Origin of the sequence: Kocuria arenosa (genome assembly GCF_042879215.1) — a bacterium.
Lineage (GTDB): Bacteria > Actinomycetota > Actinomycetes > Actinomycetales > Micrococcaceae > Kocuria > Kocuria arenosa.
Genome location: NZ_JBHZTA010000012.1, coordinates 37,240 through 58,003, shown reverse-complemented (window position 1 = coordinate 58,003; position 20,764 = coordinate 37,240). Strand labels below are relative to the sequence as shown.

Sequence of the window (20,764 nt, the reverse complement as noted above, 5' to 3'; positions counted from 1 at the left end):
GTGCGCGCGACCCGCTAGCCCGGCGTGGACTCCACCGTCCGGGAGGGCATGCCCAGCATCAGGCGGCGGGTGCCCCGGACGGCGGCCGCGACCCCCCGCTCGAGCGGTCCCTGGCCGAGCGTCGCCTGCCACAGCACGGCGGAGCCGGCGGCCACGGCCACGTGCACGGCGAACCAGAGCGCGCGGTCCTCGTAGTGCAGCGTCGTGGCCAGTGCGAGCAGGTGGGCGGAGTACAGGGTGAGGGTGCGTCCGCCCATCGCGCCCAGGGTGGTCCACAGCCGGTTCGGGCGCGCGACGAGCAGGAAGAGCCCCAGCACGGCCAGTCCGGTGCCCAGGTCCAGGAGCAGCGTCACCGGGGTGTTGCTGTGCGGTCCGGCGGTGAGCAGCCACCACCAGGTGGAGGTGGGCAGGTCGGGGCTCGGGCCCCAGACGAGGATCTCGTCGATCTGGTCCTCGCTCAGACCCGGGGTGTGCCGCAGCAGCTGGTCGTAGCCGCCGGCCTGCAGGACCAGCACCCAGTAGACGCACCAGGCGCCGAGCGCCAGGACCACGCCGACCACGGTGATCCGGACCCGCACCACGACCTCGTGCAGATCGGTCCGGCCGAGGAGCAGGCCGGCGCAGAGGTACGTCAGGTAGGGCACGGCCGGGTAGGTCCCGGTCAGCAGCACCTGGGCCAGGGTGGCGCCCGGATCCGCGAGCGCGCTGCCGAGGGTGGGGTTGACGGCCTCGGACTGAGGCAGGACGGGCCCGAGGACGTGCACGAGCACAGGGCCCAGGACCGCGAAGAGCGCCGTGGCGGCGGCCAGCGTGCGGCGCCGCAGACCGAGCAGCGGGACGGCCAGCAGGAAGAACGCGCCGTAGTGGACGAGGATGCCCAGCGCGGGCGCCGGGGACGGCATGACCTGGTTGATCACCAGCCCGACGGAGGCGATGAGCAGGGCCCGCACCACCAGTCCGGCGCGGGTGGCCGTCAGCGCGCGACCCCGGTGCGGGGCGCGCCCGCCCGAGGAGAACGCGAGGCTCAGCCCGGCCAGCAGGGCGAACAGCGCCGCGGCGCGCCCGCCGAACAGGGTCCACTGCAGGGTGGGCTCGAAGGTCTCGGGGTCGTGGACGGGCAGGATGTGGACCGCGATCATGCCGATCAGCGCCAGGCCGCGGGCGGCGTCCACGGCGATGAGGCGGGGGCGGGGTCCGCGGGCGGTCGCCGCGTCTCTCGTGCGGGTCGTTCCGGTGGTGGGGGCTTCGGACGTTCGGCTCATGGGGTCTCCGGGGGGCGGGGGAGCGCAGGGGTCGTGACCGCTGCCGGCGGGGACCGGCGCGGCCGTGCGCGGGGGTGTGCGCAGGGGGTGTGCGCAGGGGGTGTGCGCAGGGGGTGTGCGGACGGGGAGGCTCGCGGGGATCCGGTCGGCCGGGTGGGGCGCCCGGCCGGTCCCGGGGGTGGGACCGGTGCGGACACCGGTGCACCAGGCTGGGGAACCCGGTGCGGCGGCGGTCCCGAATCCCCCTCGGGCCCCTGACGACCCTAGGAGCCGGACCGTCTCCTGTCCACTTCAGGGAAAGGCGTTGTCCCACGTCACAGCGGGTTTGGTGCTCCATCGGGGGGCCGCGCGGGCGTGGTGGGGGCGGGCTCCTGGCCTCTTGGAGATCGGCGGCGCCGGGCGCATCATGGACACGAGGCATCAGTGGCATCACACGAGGACTGGTTCCGATGGCGGGTGTGCATTCCCGGGGCGGCTTGCGGAGCAGCGCGCTGTGGGCCGACGCCCTCGGCCGGGCCTCCGTCCGCGCCGGGCAGATGATCGTCCTGCTCGCCGCGGCGGTGATCGTCGTCTACGCCCTCATCCGGCTCAAGCTCCTCGTCATCCCGCTGATGATCGCCCTCATCCTGGCGGCGGCGCTCCACCCGGTCGTCCGGCACCTGCAGCGGCACGGCGTGCGCGGTTCGCTGGCCACCTGGATCACCTTCCTCGCGGCGGTGCTCGTGCTCGGCGGTGTGGTCACCGGCATCGTCTTCGCCGTCCGCAGCGAGTGGGACGAGCTGGTGACGGCAGGGGTGGCCGGGCTGGAACGGCTGCGGGCCTTCCTGGTGTCGGGGCCGGTCCCGCTCGGCCAGCAGGCCCTCGACGACGGCATCACCTCCATGGTGGCGTTCGCCTCCGGCAGCCAGTTCCGCGTCGGGGCGCTGCTGGGGATCTCGGCCGCCGCAGAGGTCTTCGCGGGGGTCCTGCTCGTGGCGGTCGTCCTCTTCTACTTCCTCAAGGACGGCGGGAGGATGTGGGAGTTCTTCCTGCGCCCCTTCCGGGGGGAGCACCGGGAGAAGTTGGTGCGCTCGGGGACCACCACGCTGCAGGTCCTCGGCAACTACGTCCGCGGGACCGCGGTGGTCGCCCTCCTCGAAGCGGTCGTCATCGGGGTGACGCTGCTGATCCTGCGGGTGCCGCTGGCCCTGCCGCTGGCGGTCCTCATCTTCCTGGGCGGGTTCGTGCCGATCGTGGGCGCCGCGCTGATCGGCGTGCTGGCGGCCCTGGTGGCACTGGTCGCCAACGGACCCGTGGTGGCGCTGGTCGTGGTCGCGGTCGTGGTGGCCATCAACCAGCTCGACGGCAGGGTGCTCCAGCCGATCGTGATGGGCAAGGCCCTGAGCCTGCACCCGCTGGTGGTGCTCCTGGCCCTCGCCGGCGGGGGCATTCTTGCCGGGATCGTCGGAGCCGTCCTGGCGGTGCCGCTGACGGCCGTTGCGTGGTCCGTCCTGCTGATCTGGTACGAGCGGCCCGCCGAGCCCGCCCTGCCCGCTCCGGGCGACGTCCCGTCGCAGCAGGTCGCCCCGCCGGACCCCGCAGGTCACGGGCCCGGTGTTACGAATGAGTAACCGATACCCACGGTTTCTGTTTTCTCTGGCGTGTCCGGTCGCGAGGCACGTCCGGACAACATACGTTTCATCCTGGGTGCGGCGGACGGTGATCTCCGTCACGTCGGGCCCGGAGCCTCGTGCTCCACGACGTGCGAGCCCCGTGCTCGCCCCGGCGCGGCCCCGTCCCCCACGGACTGCAGACCCAGCACTCCTGGCGGGCCCGTATCGACCCATGGAGGAAACGATGAGAACGAAGCGGATCGCGGGCACGTCAGTGGTGCTCACCGGAGCGTTGCTGCTCACCGCGTGCGGCGGGGGCGGCGGAGAAGGCGGCGGAGACGCCACGGCCGACGGCGGCGGCACCTTCAGCGTGTACATCGGCGAGCCCGAGAACCCGCTGCTCCCCGGCAACACCGGCGAGACCGAGGGCGGCCAGGTCGTCGACGCGCTGTGGACCGGCCTGGTCGAGTACGACCGGGAGTCCAACGAGGCCGTCTACACCGGCGTCGCGGAGTCGATCGAGTCCGACGACCAGACGACGTGGACGGTCAACCTCAAGGACGGCTGGACCTTCCACGACGGGTCCCCGGTGACCGCGCAGAGCTACGTGGACTCGTGGAACTACGTGGCCAACAGCGAGAACGCGCAGGGCAACTCCTACTTCTTCTCCAACGTCGAGGGCTACGACGACCTCCAGGGCAAGGACGGTGCGAGCCCCACCGCCACGGAGATGTCCGGTCTGCGCGTCGTCGACGAGCAGACCTTCGAGGTCACCCTGAGCGAGCCCTACGCGCAGTGGCCGACCACCGTCGGCTACACCGCGTTCTTCCCGATGCCGGAGGCGTTCTTCGAGGACCCCGAGGGCTTCGGCCAGCAGCCGGTCGGCAACGGCCCGTTCAAGGCGGACGAGGCCTTCCAGGAGGGCCAGGGCATCACGCTCACCCGCTACGAGGAGTTCGGCGGCGACGAGCCGGCCAAGGCCGCGGGCGTGGAGTTCCGGGTCTACACCGAGATCAACACCGCCTACAACGACCTCCAGGCCGGTTCGCTCGACGTGGTCGACCAGATCCCGCCGGACGCCATCGGCTCCGCCGAGGACCAGTTCGGCGAGCGGTTCAAGACCACCCCGCGCGGCGACATCACCGCGCTCGGCTTCCCGACCTACGACGAGCGCTTCGCCGACCCGGAGGTCCGGCGGGCCTTCTCCATGGCGATCGACCGGCAGGCCATCACCGACGCGATCTTCCAGGGCGCCCGCACCCCGGCCGCGTCCTTCGTCTCGCCCGTGATCGACGGCCACCGCGAGGACGCCTGTGACGTGTGCGAGCCGAACGTGGAAGAGGCCGAGCGGATGCTCGACGAAGCCGGCTTCGACAAGTCCGAGCCCGTGGACCTGTGGTTCAACGCCGGCGCCGGCCACGAGGAGTGGATGCAGGCCGTCGGCAACCAGCTCCGCGAGAACCTGGGCGTCGAGTACCAGCTGCGCGGCGACCTCCAGTTCGCCGAGTACCTGCCCCTGCAGGACGAGAAGGGCATGACCGGACCGTTCCGCTCCGGCTGGATCATGGACTACCCCGTCATGGAGAACATGCTCGGCCCGACCTACTCCACGGCGGCCCTGCCGCCGGCCGGGTCGAACGTGACGTTCTACTCGAACGAGGAGTTCGACGCCAAGCTGAAGGAGGGCAACGCCGCCGACTCGATCGACGCCGCGATCCAGGCCTACCAGGAGGCCGAGGACATCCTCGTGGCCGACATGCCGGCCGCGCCGCTGTTCTTCGGGCTGGTGCAGTACGCCCACTCGGAGAAGGTGGACGAGGTCTACGTCAACAGCTTCGGCCGCGTCGAGGTCGAGGACGTCGTGGTCACCTCGGAGTGACCCGACCCTGACCCGGGGCGCCCCGCACGGGGCGCCCCGGGTGCCACTGTCCGCGCAACACCTCCGCACACACAAGGAGTCCCATGGGGCGGTACGTCCTCCGCCGTCTGCTGCTGACCGTTCCGGTGCTGCTGGGCGCGTCCCTGCTCATCTTCTCGATGGTCTACGCGCTGCCCGGCGATCCCATCCGGGCGCTGGCCGGTGACCGGCCGCTGTCCGAGGCCGTGCAGGCGCAGCTGCGCGCCGAGTACAACCTCGACGACCCGCTGCTGATCCAGTACGCCAAGTACCTCGGCGGCCTGGTGCAGGGCGACTTCGGCACCGACTTCTCGGGCCGTCCCGTCCTCGACACGATCGTGGACCGGCTGCCGGTGACGGCCCGGCTGGCCCTGGTGGCCGTGGGCTTCGAGATCCTCATCGGCATCCTCGCCGGCGTGCTGGCGGGCCTGCGGCGCGGCTCCTTCTTCGACAACTTCGTGCTGGTCTCGACCACGGTGGTCGTGTCCATCCCGGTGTTCGTGCTCGGCTTCCTCGCCCAGTACGTCTTCGGCGTGCGGCTCGGCTGGTTCCCCATCGCCGGGATCTCGGACGGCTGGTACAGCTACGTCCTCCCCGGCTTCGTGCTCGCGGCGCTCTCGCTCGCCTACGTGGCGCGGCTGACCCGCACGAGCCTCGCGGAGAACCTGCAGAGCGACTACGTGCGGACGGCGCGCGCCAAGGGCCTCAGCGAGGTGTCCGTGGTCGGCAAGCACACCCTGCGCAACAGCCTCATCCCCGTGGTCACCTTCATCGGCGCCGACCTCGGCGCGCTCATGGGCGGGGCCATCGTGACCGAGTCGGTGTTCAACGTCCCCGGCCTGGGCCGGGCGGTCTACGACGCGGTGCTGCGGCAGGAGGGCGCCGTCGTCGTCGGGATCGTCACCCTGTTCGTCTTCTTCTACATCTTCTTCAACCTGGTGGTCGACGTTCTCTACGCCGCCCTCGACCCGAGGATCCGCTATGAATGAGCCGCGTCCGGACACCGTCCGCGAGGAGCGGGGCGTCCACCACGAGTCCTTCTCCGACCGCGTGGACGACCGCGCCGACGAGATCGCCTCCGCGGCGGCCGCCGGGGACATCGAGCAGGTCAGCCTGTGGCGGGACGCCGGGCGTGGCCTGCTCCGCAACCCCTTCTTCCTGGCGGGGGCCCTGCTCTTCGTCGTGTTCGCGGTGATGGCCCTCGCCCCGCAGGTGTTCACCTCGGTGGACCCGCGGGCCTGCAGCCTTGACCGCTCCGGCAACGGTCCGCAGGCCGGGGCGCCCTTCGGCTACGACGTCCAGGGCTGCGACTACTACTCGAACGTGGTGCACGGCGCCCGCATCTCCCTGGCCATCGGCTTCCTCGCCGTCCTGGGCACCCTGGCCATCGGCGTGGTGGTGGGCGCGCTCGCCGGCTACTACGGCGGCTGGCTCGACTCGCTGCTCGCCCGGGTCACCGACATCTTCTACGGCCTGCCGCTCATCCTGGGCGCCATCATCCTGCTCTCCGTGCTGCCCGAGCGCGGAGTGCTCGAGGTCTCCCTCGCGCTGATCGCGTTCGGCTGGATGACGGCCATGCGCCTGGTCCGCTCCAACGTGATCGGGGTCAAGGAGGCCGACTACGTCCAGGCGGCGCGGGCGCTGGGCGCCCGGACCGGCCGGATCCTCACCAGGCACATCCTGCCCAACGCGGTGGCGCCCGTCCTGGTCTACTCCACCATCGCGGTGGGCACGATCATCGCCTCCGAGGCGACGCTCACCTTCCTGGGCGTGGGCCTCCAGCTGCCCGAGATCTCCTGGGGCCTGCAGATCAACGCGGCGCAGAACAGGCTGCGCGACGCCCCGCACCTGATCCTCTTCCCGTCGCTGTTCCTGTCCCTGACCGTGCTCTCGTTCATCCTCATGGGCGACGCGCTGCGCGACGCCCTCGACCCGAAGTTGCGCCGATGACCCCCTCCTCCGTCCCCGCTCCCACCCCCGTGCCCGCGCCGCCGGACAGCGCGGCGGCGCCCGTGCTCGAGGTCGACGACCTCGCGGTCGAGTTCCGCTCCCGCCGGCGCACCGTCCGGGCCGTCAACGGGATCAGCTACTCCGTCCGGGCCGGCGAGACCCTCGCGATCGTCGGGGAGTCGGGCTCCGGCAAGAGCGTCAGCGCCCAGGCCGTCATGGGCATCCTCGACACCCCGCCCGCCCGCATCACGCAGGGAGAGATCCGCTTCCACGGCCGGGACCTGCTGGGCATGAGCCGCAGGGACCAGCGGGCGGTGCGGGGACCGGGCATCGCCATGGTCTTCCAGGACGCCCTCTCCGCGCTGAACCCGGTCTTCACCGTGGGGGACCAGATCGGCGAGCCGTTCCGCGCCCACCGGGGCGCCTCCCGGCAGGAGGCGAGGGCCCGGGCGATCGAGCTCATGGAGCGCGTGGGGATCCCCGCGGCCCGGGAGCGCGTGGGCGACTTCCCGCACCAGTTCTCCGGCGGGATGCGCCAGCGCGTGATGATCGCGATGGCCATCGCCCTGGACCCGGACATCCTCATCGCGGACGAGCCGACCACCGCGCTCGACGTCACCGTCCAGGCCCAGATCATGGACCTGCTCACCGAGCTCCGCACGGAGACCGGGATGGGCGTCATCCTCATCACCCACGACCTGGGGGTGGTCAACGAGGTGGCCGACCGGGTCGCGGTGATGTACGCGGGGAGCATCGTCGAGAACGGCACGGTCGACGAGGTGCTCGCGGAGCCCCTGCACCCCTACACCCGGGGGCTGATGTCCTCGATGCCCAGCCTCGAGTCCCAGGGCGAGCGGCTCCTGCCCATCGCCGGGACGCCGCCGGACCTCTCCGCCATCCCCGGCGGCTGCGCCTTCCACCCGCGCTGCCCGATGGCGCGGTTCGGGCGGACGGCGGCGCCGGGCAAGGACTGCGCGGCGGACGTCCCGGTGCTGCGCGAGGTCGTGCCGGGCCGGACGGCCGCGTGCCACTACAGCGAGGAGCTCGAGCATGAGTGACCCCCAGCCGACGACGACGGACGCGCCCCTCCTGGAGCTGCGCGAGCTCACCAAGCACTTCCCGCTCACCCAGGGGGTCGTGCTGCGGCGGACCGTGGGCCAGGTCCAGGCGGTGGACGGCGTGAGCATGACCCTCGGCCCGGGGGAGACCCTGGGGCTCGTGGGGGAGTCCGGCTCCGGCAAGTCCACCGTGGCGAAGCTCATCATGGCGCTGCAGCAGCCCACGGCCGGCCAGGTCCTGTACAAGGGCCGGGACGTGGCCGCGATGTCCTCGCGGCAGCTGCGGGAGTACCGCCGCAACGTGCAGATCATCTTCCAGGACCCGTACTCGTCCCTCAACCCGCGCATGACGGTGGGGGACATCGTGGCCGAGGCCTGGGAGGTGCACCCCAACACGGTGGCGCGGCAGGACCGTGCGGCCACGGTCCGGGAGCTGCTGGAGCGCGTGGGGCTGCGGGCCGACTACGCCAACCGCTACCCGCACCAGTTCTCCGGGGGCCAGCGGCAGCGCATCGGGATCGCGCGGGCCCTGGCGCTGCGCCCGGAGGTGATCGTCTGCGACGAGCCGGTCTCGGCCCTGGACGTCTCCGTCCAGGCGCAGGTCATCAATCTGCTGCAGGACCTGCAGGACGAGTTCGGCCTGTCCTTCCTCTTCATCGCCCACGACCTCTCGGTGGTGCGCCACCTCAGCGACCGGGTCGCGGTGATGTACCTCGGCAAGGTGGTGGAGACGGGCGACCGGGACGCGATCTACCACCGGGCCGCCCACCCCTACACGCAGGCCCTGCTCTCCGCGGTGCCGGTGCACGAGCCCGCCCTGCGCGGGGGGCGCGAGCGGATCATGCTCAGCGGCGACCTGCCCAGTCCCGCGAACCCGCCCTCCGGGTGCCGGTTCCGCACGCGCTGCTGGAAGGCGCAGGACGTGTGCGCCGAGAAGGTGCCGGAGCTCGTCGACCGAGGCCAGGGGCACCCCTCGGCCTGCCACTTCGCCGAGAGCCGGGACCTCGTGCCCGGTCCGGCGTAGCCGCCGGCCTGCGGGGTCGGCCGCGGGGCCGCTCAGGGCTCACTGTGCTCCGGGGCCTCCACCGGTGAGCGGCCCGGCCGAGTCCGGGAACGCCGCGCGGGCCCACAGTCGCATCACGGCGTAGCTGCGCCACGGGCTCCAGGCCGACGCCATGGCGGCCGCGACGGACGTCCCGGCCGCCCCGAGCGCGCGGCGCAGGACCAGGTCCTGGGGCAGGAAGACGTCGGGGTCGCCCAGGACGCGCATCGAGATGGACCCCGCCGTCCACGGGCCGATGCCCGGCAGGGCGAGCAGGCGCTCGCGCAGCAGCGCGGCGCCCTCCCCGGCCGGCGCGCCGTCCCGTCCCGGCGGGGCGTCGAGGACGAGGCCGTCCCGGACCGCCACGGCGAGCGCGTGGACGGTCGCGGCCCTGCGGGTGGTGACGCCCACGTCCCGCTGCAGCCGGGCGGGGTCCGTCCCGGCGATCCGGTGGGCCGACGGAAACGCGGTGGCGCCTCCGGCCACGGGGGTGCCGTGGTGGCGGACCAGGCGCCCGGCGAAGGTTCGGGCCGCGGCGAGGGAGACCTGCTGCCCGAGCACGGTCAGGACCGCCGTCTCGAAGCCGTCCGGTGCACCGGGCAGCCGGATCAGGGGCCAGGCGCGCACGTCGGGGGCGAGCGAGGGGTCGGCCGCCAGGGCGCGGTCCGCCGCGGAGGATTCCGTGCCCTCACCGAGCCAGCGGCGCACCCGATCCAGCACGGGTGCCAGGGCGTCCGCCGCCCCGGGCCCCACGTGCACCGGGAGACCGGCGGGCGTGAGGCCGTTCCAGTCGACGGTCACGGTGCGCGCCGCTCCGTCCACGACCACGGGGCGCCGGTGGGCGCCGCCCGCGAGGTCGTCGCACCCGGGCACGGCCTGGGACGCCAGGAAGTCCCGGAGGAACCCGGGGGACGCCGGCGGCGGGAGCAGGACGTCCACGGCACCTGCGGGTCCGTCGTCGTGCATGCGGGGCTCCCGGTGGTCGAGGGGCGGACGTGCCGGCCCCAGCCTGTCCCCGGGGGCGGCCGCCTGTCCAGGCAGGAAGTCCGGCAGGTGCCCTGGGCAGATCGTTCAACATTCATTCGACCGGCACGACAGTGACCGCGGCCACGTCCTGGGTGGCCGGTGCCGTGCTCCGGTGCAGGTCGCACCCGTCCCGCAGAGGCCGCATGTCCAGCTCTGCCCCGTTCCGCCCGTCCCGGAGGCCCGCGGCTCCGTCAGCAGCCCCGCGGCCTTGCGGGCCGTGAACCGCTCCGCTCTGCTGGGCGCCCTCTTCCTGATGGCCACCAGCGCCATCGGCCCCGGGTTCATCACCCAGACCGCGAACTTCACGGTGCAACTGGGCGCAGCCGTCGCGTTCGCCATCGTGATCCCGATCGTCGTCGACATCGCGGTGCAGCTGAACGCGTGGCGGATCATCGGCGTCTCCGGGCTCAAGGCGCACGAGCTCGGCAACCGCGTGCTGCCGGGCCTCGGGTGGTTCATCGCCGCGCTCGTGGCCACCGGCGGGCTCGTCCTCAACATCGGCAACACCGCCGGCGGCGGGCTCGGCCTGGACGCGCTGCTGGCTCTCGACCCCACGTGGGGTGGCATCATCACGACCCTCGTCGGCGGGACCGTGGGCGGGTACATCACCTACGCGGGCGCCCACCGCATCGTCGACGCCGGGATCACCGGCGTGGAGAGCGTCAAGCAGATCTCCCGCAGCTCCGTGATGAGCATCGTGCTCACCGGGGTCATGCGCTTCCTGCTGTTCCTGGCGATCCTCGGCGTGGTCGCCGGCGGCGCCCGGCGCACGGGTGAGAACCTCGCCGCCCAGGCGTTCCGCTCCGCCGCCGGGGAGGTCGGCCTGCGCCTGTTCGGGGTCATCCTGTGGGCCGCGTCCATCTCCTCGGTCATCGGCTCCGCCTACACCTCGGTGTCCTTCCTGACGACCTCCTGGACGAAGCCCCGCACCCGGAACCTGAGGACCGTCGCGTTCATCCTGGTCCCGGCCACCGTGTTCGCCCTCCTGGGGCAGGCGCCGTCCACGCTGCTCGTCGTGGCGGGAGCCGTGAACGGGCTCATCCTCCCGCTGGGCTTCGCGGTGCTGCTGTGGGTGGCCTGGCGCCGGAGGGACCTGCTGGGCGGCTGCGAGCACCCGACGTGGCTCGCGCTGATCGGCACCGTGGTGTGGCTGCTCACCATCTTCCTGGGCTACCAATCCCTCAGCGGCATCGCCGCGCTGTGGGCGTGAGCGCGGTGGGAGCGGTGGACGCGCCGTCCCGGCAGGACCGGGCCGCCCTGGCCCCGGGCGCCGCCCGGGCGATGTTCCGCAGCGGCCTGGTCACGCCCGCGTCGGGCTGGTGCGACGGCTTCGCGCAGGCCAACCTGATCGTCGTCCCGAAGGACTGGGCCTTCGACGTCCTGCTCTTCGCCCAGCGCAACCCCGAGCCGTGCCCGGTGCTGGGCGTGCTCGAGGCCGGCGAGGTGACCGGGCCGCTGGTCGTGTCCATGCGGCCGATCCCCGCGTCCCGGGTGGCCGACGCGGTGCGCATCACCTCCCGCTGTCCCGCGGTGCACGGCGCCCCGGTGCACGTGGGGGCGCCCGGGGAGCTGGGCATCCGGGACCTTGCGGCCCCCCACTACGGGGACGCGGTGCAGATCCCGGACGGCCACGTCCCCGTGTTCAGGGCCTGCGGGGTGACGCCGCAGGCCGCGGTGCTCGAGTCCGGGGTGCCGTTCGCCCTCGGGCACGCCCCGGGCCGCACGCTGGTCACGGACCTGCCCAACTGCCAGTACCAGGTGCCCTGACCGCGGCCGGCGCCGGGCCCTCCAGGACGTCGAGCAGCTGCCGCCGGGAGGCCTCCAGGTAGTTGTGCATCTGCACGGCGGCCTCCTCGCGCCGGCCCTCCTCGAAGAGCTCGAGGATCCGGGCGTTGCGCTCGATCCAGGGCGCGTGGAAGGACGGGTCCTGCCGCATGGAGTAGAACACGAGCCGCATCTCCGCGAGCGTCCGGGACATCAGCTCGTCCTGGCGGGCCGAGCCGGCCAGCTCCACGACGCCGCGGTGGAACCGCTGGTTCGCATCGGCCATGCCGGGGACGTCCTGGTGGCGGTGGGCGGCGCGGCCGTCCTCGACGGCGGCGTGCAGGCCCGGCTGCGGGGTCGGCTCCGACCAGCGCAGCGCCGAGGTCTCCAGCGCGAGCCGCACCCGGTGGATCTCCCGCACGTCGTCCGCGCCGGGCCGGGCCACCGAGACGCCGCGGTTGGGCACCCGGACCAGCAGGTTCTCCCCGACCAGGACGGTGAACGCCTCGCGCAGCGTGTTGCGGGAGACCCGTAGCGCCTCGCTGACCCGGGTCTCCGAGAGCCGGGTCCCGGGCGGCAGCCGGCCGGCGACGACGCCCTGGCGCAGCACGTCCACGGCCCACGGGATGGCCTCGCCCTGCGGGGCGGGCCCGGCCTGCGCGACGGCCGTCATCAGGAACTCGTTCTCCACGGTGTTCATCGATCCCCATCCTGGCATCCCGGCGTCCCCGGATCGTGCGGCGGCACCCTGGTGGCGGGCCCGGGCCGTCCTCTAGGCTTTCAGGACTTCCGTCCCACTCCCTGGAGGCTTCGATGCGCAAGACCGGTGCAGCACTCGCCACGGCGGCCGTCCTGACAGTGACCGCGTGCGGGGGAGGTGAGTCCGGCGGCGGAGCGGCCGGAGACGGCGAGCTGACCACGGTCCGCGTGGGCGTCATCGCGAGCACCGACGTGGCACCCCTCTACCTGGGGATCGAGCAGGGCTTCTTCGAGGAGGAGGGCCTGGAGCTCGACATCACCCAGGCCCAGGGCGGGGCGGCCATCGTCCCGTCCGTGGTCAGCGGGGAGATGGATTTCGGCTTCAGCAACGTGACGTCGCTGATCGTCGCCCGCTCCCAGGGGCTGCCGCTGCAGATCATCGCCAACGCCAACAACTCCACCGGCGTCCAGGGCGAGGACTTCGCCGACGTCCTGGTGCGCGCGGACAGCGACATCCAGGACGCCGCGGACCTGGAGGGCAGGACCGTGGGGGTGAACACCCTGAACAACATCAGCGACACCACCATCCGCGCCGCCATCGAGGCCCAGGGCGGGGACCCCGGCGACGTCGACTTCGTCGAGATCCCGCTGCCCGACATGCCGGCGGCCCTGGACCGGGGCGAGGTGGACGCGATCGGCTCGATCGAACCGTTCCGGACCATCGCCATGCAGGACGGGGCGCGCTCGGCGGTCTCCAACTACGCGTTCCCGATCGAGAACCTGACGGTGGCCGTGTACTTCACCACCGAGGACGTGGTCGCCCAGGAGCCCGAGACCGTCGAGGCGTTCCAGGCCGCCATCGAGAGGTCGCTGCAGTTCGCCCAGGACAACCCCGACGAGGTCCGCGCCGTCCTGCCCAGCTACACGCAGCTCGACGAGGAGCTGATCGACCAGCTCGTCCTGCCCGCCTACCCCACTGAGGTGAACCGGCAGTCCGTGCAGGAGCTCGCGGACCTCGCCGTCCAGCACGGACTCATCGAGGAGGCCCCGCCCCTGGACGAGCTGCTCCCCGAGTGACCGGAGGGCCCGTGGTGGAGCCCGTTCAGGAGAGGCGGGCGAGCACCTGGTCTGCGGCCACCGCGCCCCCCGGCTGCACCGCGAGCTCCCGGACCGTTCCGGCCCGCGGCGCGGACACCCGGGTCTCGGTCTTCATGGCCTCCAGCACGGCGACGTCCTGGCCCGCCTCCACGGTGTCCTGCTCGGACACCAGCCACGAGACGAGCGTGCCCGGGAAGGGCGCGGTGACGGCGCCGTCGTCGGCGGGCTCCGCGGCGGCGGGGGAGGCCTCCCCCGCGGAGCCCAGGGCTGCGGCGAGGGCGTCGGGGATCCCGATGCTCACGCGCCGCCCGTCCACGTCCACGGTGAAGCGGGTGCGGCCCGGCTCGTCCGCGCGGGCGTAGCCGGTGTCCGGGGCGAGCCGGTCGGCGAACTCGTCCTCGATCCACGTGGTCCACACCCCGAGTCCCTCGTCCCCGGCGAAGGCGGGGGCGTCCAGCACGGCGCGGTGGAACGGGATCGTGGTGGCCACCCCGTGCACCCGCAGCTCGCGCAGGGCGGTGCGGGCCCGCACGAGCGCCTGCTCGCGGGTGGGCGCGCTGACGACGAGCTTGAGCAGCAGCGAGTCGAAGGACGTGGCCACCCGGGTGCCGCGGTGCACCCCCGAGTCCACGCGCACGCCCGGACCGGTCGGGGTGTCGACGGCCTCGACCGTGCCCCCGGAGGGCAGGAAGCCGCGGCCGGGGTCCTCGGCGTTGATCCGGAACTCGAACGCGTGCCCGCGCGGGGCCGGGGTCTCGGGCACCGGCAGCGGGTCCCCGGCGGCCACGGCCAGCTGGGCGCGGACCAGGTCCACGCCGTAGACCTCCTCGGTGATCGGGTGCTCCACCTGCAGCCGGGTGTTGACCTCCAGGAAGGAGATCAGCCCGTCCCGGGCCACGAGGAACTCTGCGGTGCCCACCCCCACGTACCCGGCCTCCCGGAAGATGCCCTCGGCGGCGGCGGCGATCCGCTCGCGCTGCGCGTCCGTGAGGAACGGCGCGGGGGCCTCCTCGACGAGCTTCTGGTGGCGGCGCTGCAGGGAGCAGTCCCGGGTCCCGAGCACGACGACGTGGCCGTGGGCGTCGGCCACGACCTGCGCCTCCACGTGCCGCGGGCGGTCCAGGAAGCGCTCCACGAAGCACTCGCCGCGGCCGAACGCGCTCTGCGCCTCGCGGGCGGCCGAGAGGAAGGCGTCCTCGACCTGGTCGAGCGCCCGGACCACGCGCATGCCGCGGCCGCCGCCGCCGTGGGCGGCCTTCACGATCACCGGCAGGCCGTGCTCCTGCGCGAAGGCGCGGGCGTCCTCCGGCGACTCGACCGGGCCGTCGCTGCCGGGCACCAGCGGGGCGCCGGCGCGCCGGGCGACCTCCCGGGCGGCGACCTTGTCCCCCAGCAGCAGGATCGTCTCCGGGGAGGGGCCGATCCAGGTGAGGCCGGCCTCGATCACCGCCCGGGCGAAGCCGGCGTTCTCGGAGAGGAACCCGTAGCCCGGGTGCACGGCGTCGGCGCCGCACCGGCGCGCGATCGCGAGGACCTCGTCCCCGTCCAGGTAGGTCTCGGCGGCCGAGGTGCCCTCCAGGGCGTACGCCTCGTCGGCCAGCAGGACGTGCGGGGCGTCGGCGTCGGGGTCGGCGTAGACGGCCACGGACTCGAGGCCGGCCTCGGCGCAGGCGTGGACGACGCGGACGGCGATCTCCCCGCGGTTGGCGATCAGGATCTTGCGCACGGTGCTACTCCTGGGAGGTGTCGGTGGAGGTCTCGGTAGAAGTTCCTGTGGAGGTCTCCGTAGGGGTCTCCTCTAAGGTCTCCGTGGAGGACTCGGTGGCGGTGCTGACGGGGTCCGGGCGATCCGTGCTGCCGGCGGCGGTGTCGCCCGGGATCGGCGCGCCGAGGCCGGGCGCCGGCACCTGCGAGAAGCGCAGGCGCCCGCCGGGGCGCAACTGGGCGAGTACGGCGAGGTCCTCCGGGTGGACCACGCCGAGCACGGGGTAGCCGCCGGTGGTGGGCCCGTCCTGCAGCAGGACGACCGGCAGACCCGAGGGCGGGACCTGGACGCAGCCGGGCACGGTGCCCTCGCTGGGCAGCTCGTCCGTGCGCACCCGCACCACCGGCTCGCCGGACAGCCGGGCGCCCACGCGGTCGGAGGAGGTGGCGAGCTCCCAGTCCTGCGCGAAGAAGGACGCCACGGCGGCGGGGGCGAACCAGTCGTCGCGGGGGCCCGGGACCACACGGACCGTGGACACCGCGGGCGGGGCGGGCACCGGCTCGGGGGGCCGGACGGCCGTGCCCGGGTTCGGTCCGACCGGCAGGGCGTCGCCGGCGGTCAGCGGGTCCGGGCCCAGTCCCGAGAGAGTGTCCGCGGAGCGGCTGCCCAGCACCGGCGGGACCGCGACGCCGCCCCGGACGCCCACGTAGATCCGCGCCCCGGCCGTCACGGTGCCGACCGCCAGCCGTTCGCCGTCGCGCAGGGCGAAGGGGGTGCCGAGCGGGGGCCGCCACGGGGCCGGGCCCGTGACCGTCAGCGCCGCCCGCGCGCCGGTGACCGCCAGGACGTGCTCCCCGTGGGCGGTCAGCTCGAGCCCGCCGAGCAGGTGCTCCAGCACCGCGGCCCCCGGGCCGTTGCCCACGAGGCGGTTGGCCGATCCGGCGGCGGCGGCGTCGAGCGCGCCCGAGGGGGAGACGCCCAGCGCGGCGGTGCCCGCCCGGCCCCGGTCCTGGACGAGGGTCAGCAGGCCGGGGGCCCCGACCCTCAGGTGGGGTCCCCGCACCGGCGCGGGCTCGGCGGCGGCCGGGGTGATCTCCACGAGGTCGCGCACCGGTCGGTAGCGCACCCGGTCCCCGGGGCGCAGCAGGGCGGGGTCGTCGCGGTCGAGGTCGAACATCCGGGCCGCGGACCGCCCGATGAGCTGCCAGCCGCCGGGGGAGCTGCGGGGGTAGACGGCGGAGAACCGGCCGGCCAGGGCCACCGACCCGGCGGGGACGGCGGTGCGCGGCGTGTCCCGGCGCGGGACGTCGAGGCTGTTCTCGCCTGCGCAGTAGAAGAAGCCGGGGGCGAAGCCGGCGAAGGCGGCGGTCCAGGACTGCTCGGAGTGGGCCCGGACCACCCCGTCCGCGCCGAGGCCGGTGAGCTCGCCGACCGCCGCGAGGTCCTCGCCGTCGTAGACGACGTCGATGGTCACGGTGCGGGCCTCTCCCATCCCGGCGCTCCCGCGGGGGGCGCTGCGCGCCGTGCGGACGATGTCCCGCAGGGCCGCGGTGGTGCTCGCGCGCACGACCACGGTCTCCGCGCCGGCCACGCAGTCCACGAGCCCGGGCAGGTCCGCGGCGGCGAGCCGGGCGTGCACCGCCACGGCGTCGTGCAGGTCGGCGCACTCGACCAGGGCCGCGCGCGGGCCCAGGGGCCGGACCGGGCGGGGCCCGGCGGGGACCGGCCCGCTCACAGGAAGCTGCCGACGCGCAGGCCGGCCTCCTCGAGGGCGCGGCGCACACGCTCGGCGATGGCCAGCGCCCCTGGGGTGTCCCCGTGCACGCAGATGCTCTCGGCGTCCACCGCCACGAGGGAGCCGTCGACGGCCTCGACGACGCCCTCGACGACCATCCGCACCACGCGGGCGGCGATCTGCTCGGCGTCGTGCAGGACGGCGCCGGCCTCGGTGCGCGGCACGAGGGTGGCCTGCGGCGTGTAGCCGCGGTCGGCGAAGGCCTCACGGACCGTGCGCAGCCCGGCGGCCCGCGCCTGCCGCTCGATCTCGGAACCGGGCAGCACCAGCAGGGGCAGGGCGTCGTCGACGTCGCGCACGGCGTCGACGACGGCTCCCGCGTGCTCCTCGTGGTGGACGATCGCGTTGTAGAGGGCGCCGTGCGGCTTGACGTAGCTCACCGCGGTGCCCGAGGCGCGGGCCAGGGCCTGGAGGGCGCCGATCTGGTACACCAGCTGGTCGGTCAGCTCCGCCCGGGGCACGGCGATGAAGCGGCGGCCGAAGCCCTTGAGATCGTCATAGGAGACCTGGGCGCCCACGGCCACGCCCTGCTCGGCGGCCACGGTGCAGGTCCGGCGGGCGACCGTCGGGTCTCCCGCGTGGAAGCCGCAGGCCACGTTGGCGCTGGTGACCACGTGCAGGACGGCCTCGTCGCCGGCCATGGCCCAGGCGCTGAGCGACTCGCCGCAGTCCGCGTTGAGGTCGATGTCGGAGGGGGGCATGCTGTGCTCCTTGTCACGTCGGTCCCTTCAGCATGCCCTGTCCGGCAGGATTGTTCAACAATATTCGCCGTCGGGGTCGGATTCCGCCCGGCCTGGTGGACGCCCGGTCCCGGCCGCCGTATCTTGGCCCGCACGAGGGTGCAGCGGTGCCGCGGGCAGCACAGCGGGGCCGCGGCGCCCGCCCGCCACCACCGATGGGACAGCAGATGAGCGACAGGACCCCCCGCGCCGCGGACGACTCCCCGGGGCGCTCCGGCTCCGTCCTGGAACACCTCAGCGAGTCGACCGTGCTCCTGGACGTCCACGGGGCGGACCGGGACGGCGTCATCCGGCAGCTCGCCGAGCTCGGCGCGCACACCGGGCGGGCGTACGACGCCGACAGCACCGTCGCGGCGGCCCTGGCCCGGGAGGAGGAGGGCTCCACCGGGGTGGGCAACGGTGTGGCCCTGCCGCACGCCAAGTCCGCCGGTGCCGAGCGGCCGATGGTCGCGTTCGCCCGCAGCCGGGAGGGCGTGGAGTGGAACGCGCTGGACGGCGAGCCCGTCCACCTGGTCTTCCTGATCTCCCTCCCCGAGGAGCGGTCCGGGGAGGAGCACCTGGAGCTGCTGGCCGAGCTCTCCGAGGCCCTGGCCGAGGAGTCCTGCCGTCAGGGCCTCCTCGACGCCGGGAGCGCGTCCGAGGTGCTGGCCGTGCTGGAGGACGCGCTGGGCTGAGCGGCTAGTGCCGGAAGCGCCACTCGGTGCGGGAGCGGTAGGTCTCGCCCGGGCGCAGGACGGGGTCGGAGAGCTCCGGCCGGTTGGGAGAGTCCGGGTGCCGCTGGGGCTCGAGGGCCACGCCGTCGCCCTGGCGGTACCGGCGCCCCGAGCTGCCGGAGCCGTCCAGAGAGTTGCCCGTGTAGACCTGCAGGGCGGGCTGGTCCGTGAACAGCTCCACCGACCGACCGCTCGCCGGGTGCTCCAGGAGCGCGGCCCGGCGCAGGCCCGCCCCCCGCAGGTGGAAGGAGTGGTCGATCCCGCGCACGGCCGCCGTCTGCGGGTGCTCCGCCCGCACCCGGTCCCCGATCCGGGCGGGGGCGGTGAGGTCGAACGGCGTCCCGGTCACGTCCGCCAGCCCGCCCAGCGGCAGGGAGTCCGGCCCCACGGGGAGGTACCGGTCGGCCTCGACGGTGAGCCGGTGGTCGTCGATCGTCCCCGCTCCCTCGCCGGCGAGGTTGAGGTAGAGGTGGCTGGCGGGCCCGACCACGGTGGGCGCGTCGGTGCGGGCCTCCAGGTCCAGGGTCACGACGTCGTCCGCGACGGCGTACCGGGCCCGGAGGACCACTTCGCCGGGAAAGCCCTGGTCCCCGTCCGGGCTGACCAGCTCCAGCACCAGCCGGTCCGGACCGGCTTCCACCACCTGCCAGGTGCGGCGGTGGAAGCCGTCGGGGCCTCCGTGCAGGGTGTTGCCGGCCTCGTTGGCCGCCAGGGTCACGGTGCGCCCGTCGAGGTCGAAGCGGGCGCCGGCGATCCGGTTGGCGTACCGGCCGACCACCGCCCCGAGGAAGGCCTCCGGGGGCGCCGCGCAGGCGGCGGCGTCCGGGTGGCCCAGGGCCACGTTCGTCGTGCCTCCGGACCCGTCGGGCAGGTGCAGGGCCTGCACCGTGGCGCCGAGGTCGAGCACGCGCAGGCGCAGCCCGCCCGGGGCGGTCAGGGTGTGGACGGTGACCTCCCGGCCGTCGGGCAGCGCGCCGAAGGACCGCGGGGCGGTCTCACCGCCCACGGGGGGCTCCGGCCGGGGACGGGGACCAGTCGGCGGTCCGGTCGCGCAGCGTGCGGTAGGCCTCCACGACCTCGGGCGTCGGCTCCGCCTCGTACTGCTGGGCGCCGGCGAGCGCCCAGGCCGGGGGCTCCTCATCGCCCGAGAGGGCCCAGGCGGCCTGCCGGGCGGCGCCGAGGGCCACGTACTCGGCGGGGGCGGGCACGAGCACGGGCCGGCCGAGCACGGCCGGGGCGAGCCGGCGCACGGCCTCGGACTGCGCGCCGCCGCCGATCAGGAGGATCCGCTGTGCGGCGGTGCCGGTGGCCCGCTCGAGCGCGGCCACGCCGTCGGCGAGGGAGCAGAGCAGGCCCTCCACGCAGGCCCGGGCGATGTCCTCCCGGCCGGTGCGCGACGACATCCCGTGGAGGGTGGCGCGGGCGTCGGGCCGGTTGGGCGTGCGCTCCCCGTCGAGGTACGGGAGCAGCGTGACGCCGCCCGCCCCGGGGCGTCCCGCGAGGGCCAGGTCGGCGAGGCCGGCGTGGTCGACGCCCAGCACCCGGGCCCCGAACTCCAGGATCCGCGCGGCGTTGAGGGTCGTGGCCATGGGCAGGTACCGGCCGGTGGCGTCGGCGAAACCGGTCACCAGCCCGCTGGGGTCCGCGGTGCGGGTCTCCGAGACCATGGCGGCGACCCCGGAGGTGCCGATCGACAGGGACACGTCCCCGGGGCCGAGCGTGACGCCCAGCGCGGCGGCCATGTTGTCGCCGGTGCCGGCCGCGAGAACCGCCCCCGCGGCCGTGCGGCCCATGACCTCGTGCGGGGCGGCGGCCACCTGCGGGAGCTCCAGGTCGTGGCCGAGCGCCTGCTCGACGAGGTCGTGGTTCCACGCGCCGGTGCGCGTGGAGAAGTAGCCGGTGCCCGAGGCGTCGCCGCGGTCGGTGAAGAAGCACGCCCTGTCGGCGTCGAGGTGCCACGACAGGTAGTCGTGGGGCAGCAGCACCCGATGGGTGCGGGCGGCGTGCTCCGGCTCGTGCTGCGCCATCCAGCGCAGCTTGGTGGACGTCATGGACGCGACCAGCACGCCGCCGAGCTCCTCGGCGCAGGCGGCCGGGCCGCCCATCTCCTCGACGAGCTGCCGGGCCTGCGGCGCCGAGCGGGTGTCGTTCCACAGCAGGGCGTCGCGCACCACGGCGTCGTGCTCGTCGAGGGCGACCATCCCGTGCTGCTGGCTTCCGACGGACACGGCGGCGGCCTCCGCCATGAAGGGGCCGGCGGCGTCGTCGAGCGCGGCGAGCCAGGCCCGCGGGTCCACCTCGGTCCCCTCGGGGTGGGGGGCGCGGCGCTGCGCGAGCACCTCGCCGGTGCCGGCGTCGACGAGGAGCGCCTTGGTGGACTGGGTGGAGGAGTCGATGCCCAGGACGGTCGTGCGTGCCATGAA

The 20,764-nt window shown here is 74.2% G+C and carries 18 protein-coding genes; 10 read left to right on the top strand and 8 right to left on the bottom strand.

Features of this window, described 5'->3' with window-relative positions:
• Positions 1-14: 14 nt before the first annotated feature.
• On the bottom strand, positions 15-1,262 hold the full coding sequence (locus ACFYE3_RS16705) for a heparan-alpha-glucosaminide N-acetyltransferase domain-containing protein (protein WP_387610965.1): 1,248 nt from the start codon (positions 1,260-1,262) through the stop codon (positions 15-17).
• A 449-nt stretch (positions 1,263-1,711) separates the two neighbouring features.
• Here ACFYE3_RS16705 and ACFYE3_RS16700 point away from each other — a divergent pair, with 449 nt between their 5' ends.
• The 6 genes from ACFYE3_RS16700 to ACFYE3_RS16675 all read left to right on the top strand — a co-directional run bounded on the left by ACFYE3_RS16700 (position 1,712) and on the right by ACFYE3_RS16675 (position 8,783).
• A complete protein-coding gene (locus ACFYE3_RS16700; RefSeq protein WP_387610963.1) occupies positions 1,712-2,872 on the top strand; it encodes an AI-2E family transporter in 1,161 nt (386 codons plus the stop codon).
• Between the two features lie 226 nt (positions 2,873-3,098).
• On the top strand, positions 3,099-4,733 hold the full coding sequence (locus ACFYE3_RS16695) for a peptide ABC transporter substrate-binding protein (protein ID WP_387610961.1): 1,635 nt from the start codon (positions 3,099-3,101) through the stop codon (positions 4,731-4,733).
• A gap of 83 nt (positions 4,734-4,816) precedes the next feature.
• Positions 4,817-5,740, top strand: coding sequence for an ABC transporter permease (locus ACFYE3_RS16690; RefSeq protein ID WP_368822596.1), 924 nt, complete (start codon positions 4,817-4,819; stop codon positions 5,738-5,740).
• Positions 5,733-6,701 (top strand): ABC transporter permease, encoded by a 969-nt coding sequence (locus ACFYE3_RS16685; RefSeq protein ID WP_387610959.1) that lies wholly within the window; start codon positions 5,733-5,735, stop codon positions 6,699-6,701. The genes ACFYE3_RS16690 and ACFYE3_RS16685 overlap by 8 nt, the downstream gene beginning before the upstream one ends.
• Complete coding sequence (locus ACFYE3_RS16680) at positions 6,698-7,759, top strand: ABC transporter ATP-binding protein (RefSeq protein ID WP_387610957.1); 1,062 nt, start codon at positions 6,698-6,700, stop codon at positions 7,757-7,759. The genes ACFYE3_RS16685 and ACFYE3_RS16680 overlap by 4 nt, the downstream gene beginning before the upstream one ends.
• Entirely contained in the window at positions 7,752-8,783 is a 1,032-nt protein-coding gene (locus ACFYE3_RS16675) for an ABC transporter ATP-binding protein (protein ID WP_387610955.1), read from the top strand. Before ACFYE3_RS16680 ends, ACFYE3_RS16675 begins: the two co-directional genes overlap by 8 nt.
• Before the next feature lie 39 nt (positions 8,784-8,822).
• On the opposite strand, the gene ACFYE3_RS16670 is transcribed toward ACFYE3_RS16675, so the two are convergent.
• A complete protein-coding gene (locus tag ACFYE3_RS16670; protein WP_387610953.1) occupies positions 8,823-9,767 on the bottom strand; it encodes a DNA-3-methyladenine glycosylase family protein in 945 nt (314 codons plus the stop codon).
• 277 nt (positions 9,768-10,044) lie between these two features.
• Here ACFYE3_RS16670 and ACFYE3_RS16665 point away from each other — a divergent pair, with 277 nt between their 5' ends.
• Complete coding sequence (locus ACFYE3_RS16665; RefSeq protein WP_449274659.1) at positions 10,045-11,037, top strand: NRAMP family divalent metal transporter; 993 nt, start codon at positions 10,045-10,047, stop codon at positions 11,035-11,037.
• Positions 11,038-11,108: 71 nt separating this feature from the next.
• On the top strand, positions 11,109-11,594 hold the full coding sequence (locus tag ACFYE3_RS16660) for a D-glutamate cyclase family protein (protein WP_387611009.1): 486 nt from the start codon (positions 11,109-11,111) through the stop codon (positions 11,592-11,594).
• On the opposite strand, the gene ACFYE3_RS16655 is transcribed toward ACFYE3_RS16660, so the two are convergent.
• Positions 11,557-12,291 (bottom strand): GntR family transcriptional regulator, encoded by a 735-nt coding sequence (locus tag ACFYE3_RS16655; RefSeq protein WP_387610951.1) that lies wholly within the window; start codon positions 12,289-12,291, stop codon positions 11,557-11,559. The genes ACFYE3_RS16660 and ACFYE3_RS16655 overlap by 38 nt on opposite strands.
• 113 nt (positions 12,292-12,404) lie before the next feature.
• Between ACFYE3_RS16655 and ACFYE3_RS16650 the strand changes: the two genes are divergently transcribed.
• Positions 12,405-13,367, top strand: coding sequence for an ABC transporter substrate-binding protein (locus tag ACFYE3_RS16650; RefSeq protein ID WP_387610949.1), 963 nt, complete (start codon positions 12,405-12,407; stop codon positions 13,365-13,367).
• A 25-nt stretch (positions 13,368-13,392) separates the two neighbouring features.
• Here ACFYE3_RS16650 and ACFYE3_RS16645 read toward each other — a convergent pair whose 3' ends face one another.
• Genes ACFYE3_RS16645 through ACFYE3_RS16635 form a run of 3 tightly spaced genes read right to left on the bottom strand, consistent with a single transcriptional unit; the run spans position 13,393 to position 17,589 of the window.
• Complete coding sequence (locus ACFYE3_RS16645) at positions 13,393-15,114, bottom strand: acetyl/propionyl/methylcrotonyl-CoA carboxylase subunit alpha (RefSeq protein ID WP_387610947.1); 1,722 nt, start codon at positions 15,112-15,114, stop codon at positions 13,393-13,395.
• Between the two features lie 4 nt (positions 15,115-15,118).
• Positions 15,119-16,828: a 5-oxoprolinase subunit B/C family protein gene (locus ACFYE3_RS16640; protein ID WP_387610945.1), complete on the bottom strand. Its 1,710-nt coding sequence runs from the start codon at positions 16,826-16,828 to the stop codon at positions 15,119-15,121.
• On the bottom strand, positions 16,825-17,589 hold the full coding sequence (locus ACFYE3_RS16635) for a LamB/YcsF family protein (protein WP_387610943.1): 765 nt from the start codon (positions 17,587-17,589) through the stop codon (positions 16,825-16,827). Before ACFYE3_RS16635 ends, ACFYE3_RS16640 begins: the two co-directional genes overlap by 4 nt.
• Before the next feature lie 206 nt (positions 17,590-17,795).
• Here ACFYE3_RS16635 and ACFYE3_RS16630 point away from each other — a divergent pair, with 206 nt between their 5' ends.
• Entirely contained in the window at positions 17,796-18,302 is a 507-nt protein-coding gene (locus ACFYE3_RS16630; protein WP_387610941.1) for a PTS sugar transporter subunit IIA, read from the top strand.
• Between the two features lie 4 nt (positions 18,303-18,306).
• Here ACFYE3_RS16630 and ACFYE3_RS16625 read toward each other — a convergent pair whose 3' ends face one another.
• Together ACFYE3_RS16625 and xylB are read right to left on the bottom strand one after the other, a co-directional pair.
• The gene (locus ACFYE3_RS16625) at positions 18,307-19,347 is read right to left on the bottom strand and encodes an aldose epimerase family protein (protein WP_387610939.1); all 1,041 of its coding nucleotides are present in this window, start codon (positions 19,345-19,347) and stop codon (positions 18,307-18,309) included.
• Positions 19,337-20,761, bottom strand: a complete 1,425-nt coding sequence (gene xylB / locus ACFYE3_RS16620) for a xylulokinase (RefSeq protein WP_387610937.1) — start codon at positions 20,759-20,761, stop codon at positions 19,337-19,339. Before xylB ends, ACFYE3_RS16625 begins: the two co-directional genes overlap by 11 nt.
• Positions 20,762-20,764 lie beyond the last annotated feature (3 nt).

Coding starts and splice junctions, on each gene's coding strand:
- ACFYE3_RS16695 (WP_387610961.1), top strand. CDS start 3,099: ATGAGAACGAAGCGGATCGCGGGCACGTCAGTGGTGCTCACCGGAGCG.
- ACFYE3_RS16655 (WP_387610951.1), bottom strand. CDS start 12,291: ATGAACACCGTGGAGAACGAGTTCCTGATGACGGCCGTCGCGCAGGCC.
- ACFYE3_RS16650 (WP_387610949.1), top strand. CDS start 12,405: ATGCGCAAGACCGGTGCAGCACTCGCCACGGCGGCCGTCCTGACAGTG.
- ACFYE3_RS16635 (WP_387610943.1), bottom strand. CDS start 17,589: ATGCCCCCCTCCGACATCGACCTCAACGCGGACTGCGGCGAGTCGCTC.
- ACFYE3_RS16690 (WP_368822596.1), top strand. CDS start 4,817: ATGGGGCGGTACGTCCTCCGCCGTCTGCTGCTGACCGTTCCGGTGCTG.
- ACFYE3_RS16660 (WP_387611009.1), top strand. CDS start 11,109: ATGTTCCGCAGCGGCCTGGTCACGCCCGCGTCGGGCTGGTGCGACGGC.
- ACFYE3_RS16670 (WP_387610953.1), bottom strand. CDS start 9,767: ATGCACGACGACGGACCCGCAGGTGCCGTGGACGTCCTGCTCCCGCCG.
- ACFYE3_RS16705 (WP_387610965.1), bottom strand. CDS start 1,262: ATGAGCCGAACGTCCGAAGCCCCCACCACCGGAACGACCCGCACGAGA.
- ACFYE3_RS16680 (WP_387610957.1), top strand. CDS start 6,698: ATGACCCCCTCCTCCGTCCCCGCTCCCACCCCCGTGCCCGCGCCGCCG.
- ACFYE3_RS16700 (WP_387610963.1), top strand. CDS start 1,712: ATGGCGGGTGTGCATTCCCGGGGCGGCTTGCGGAGCAGCGCGCTGTGG.
- ACFYE3_RS16630 (WP_387610941.1), top strand. CDS start 17,796: ATGAGCGACAGGACCCCCCGCGCCGCGGACGACTCCCCGGGGCGCTCC.
- xylB (WP_387610937.1), bottom strand. CDS start 20,761: ATGGCACGCACGACCGTCCTGGGCATCGACTCCTCCACCCAGTCCACC.
- ACFYE3_RS16675 (WP_387610955.1), top strand. CDS start 7,752: ATGAGTGACCCCCAGCCGACGACGACGGACGCGCCCCTCCTGGAGCTG.
- ACFYE3_RS16685 (WP_387610959.1), top strand. CDS start 5,733: ATGAATGAGCCGCGTCCGGACACCGTCCGCGAGGAGCGGGGCGTCCAC.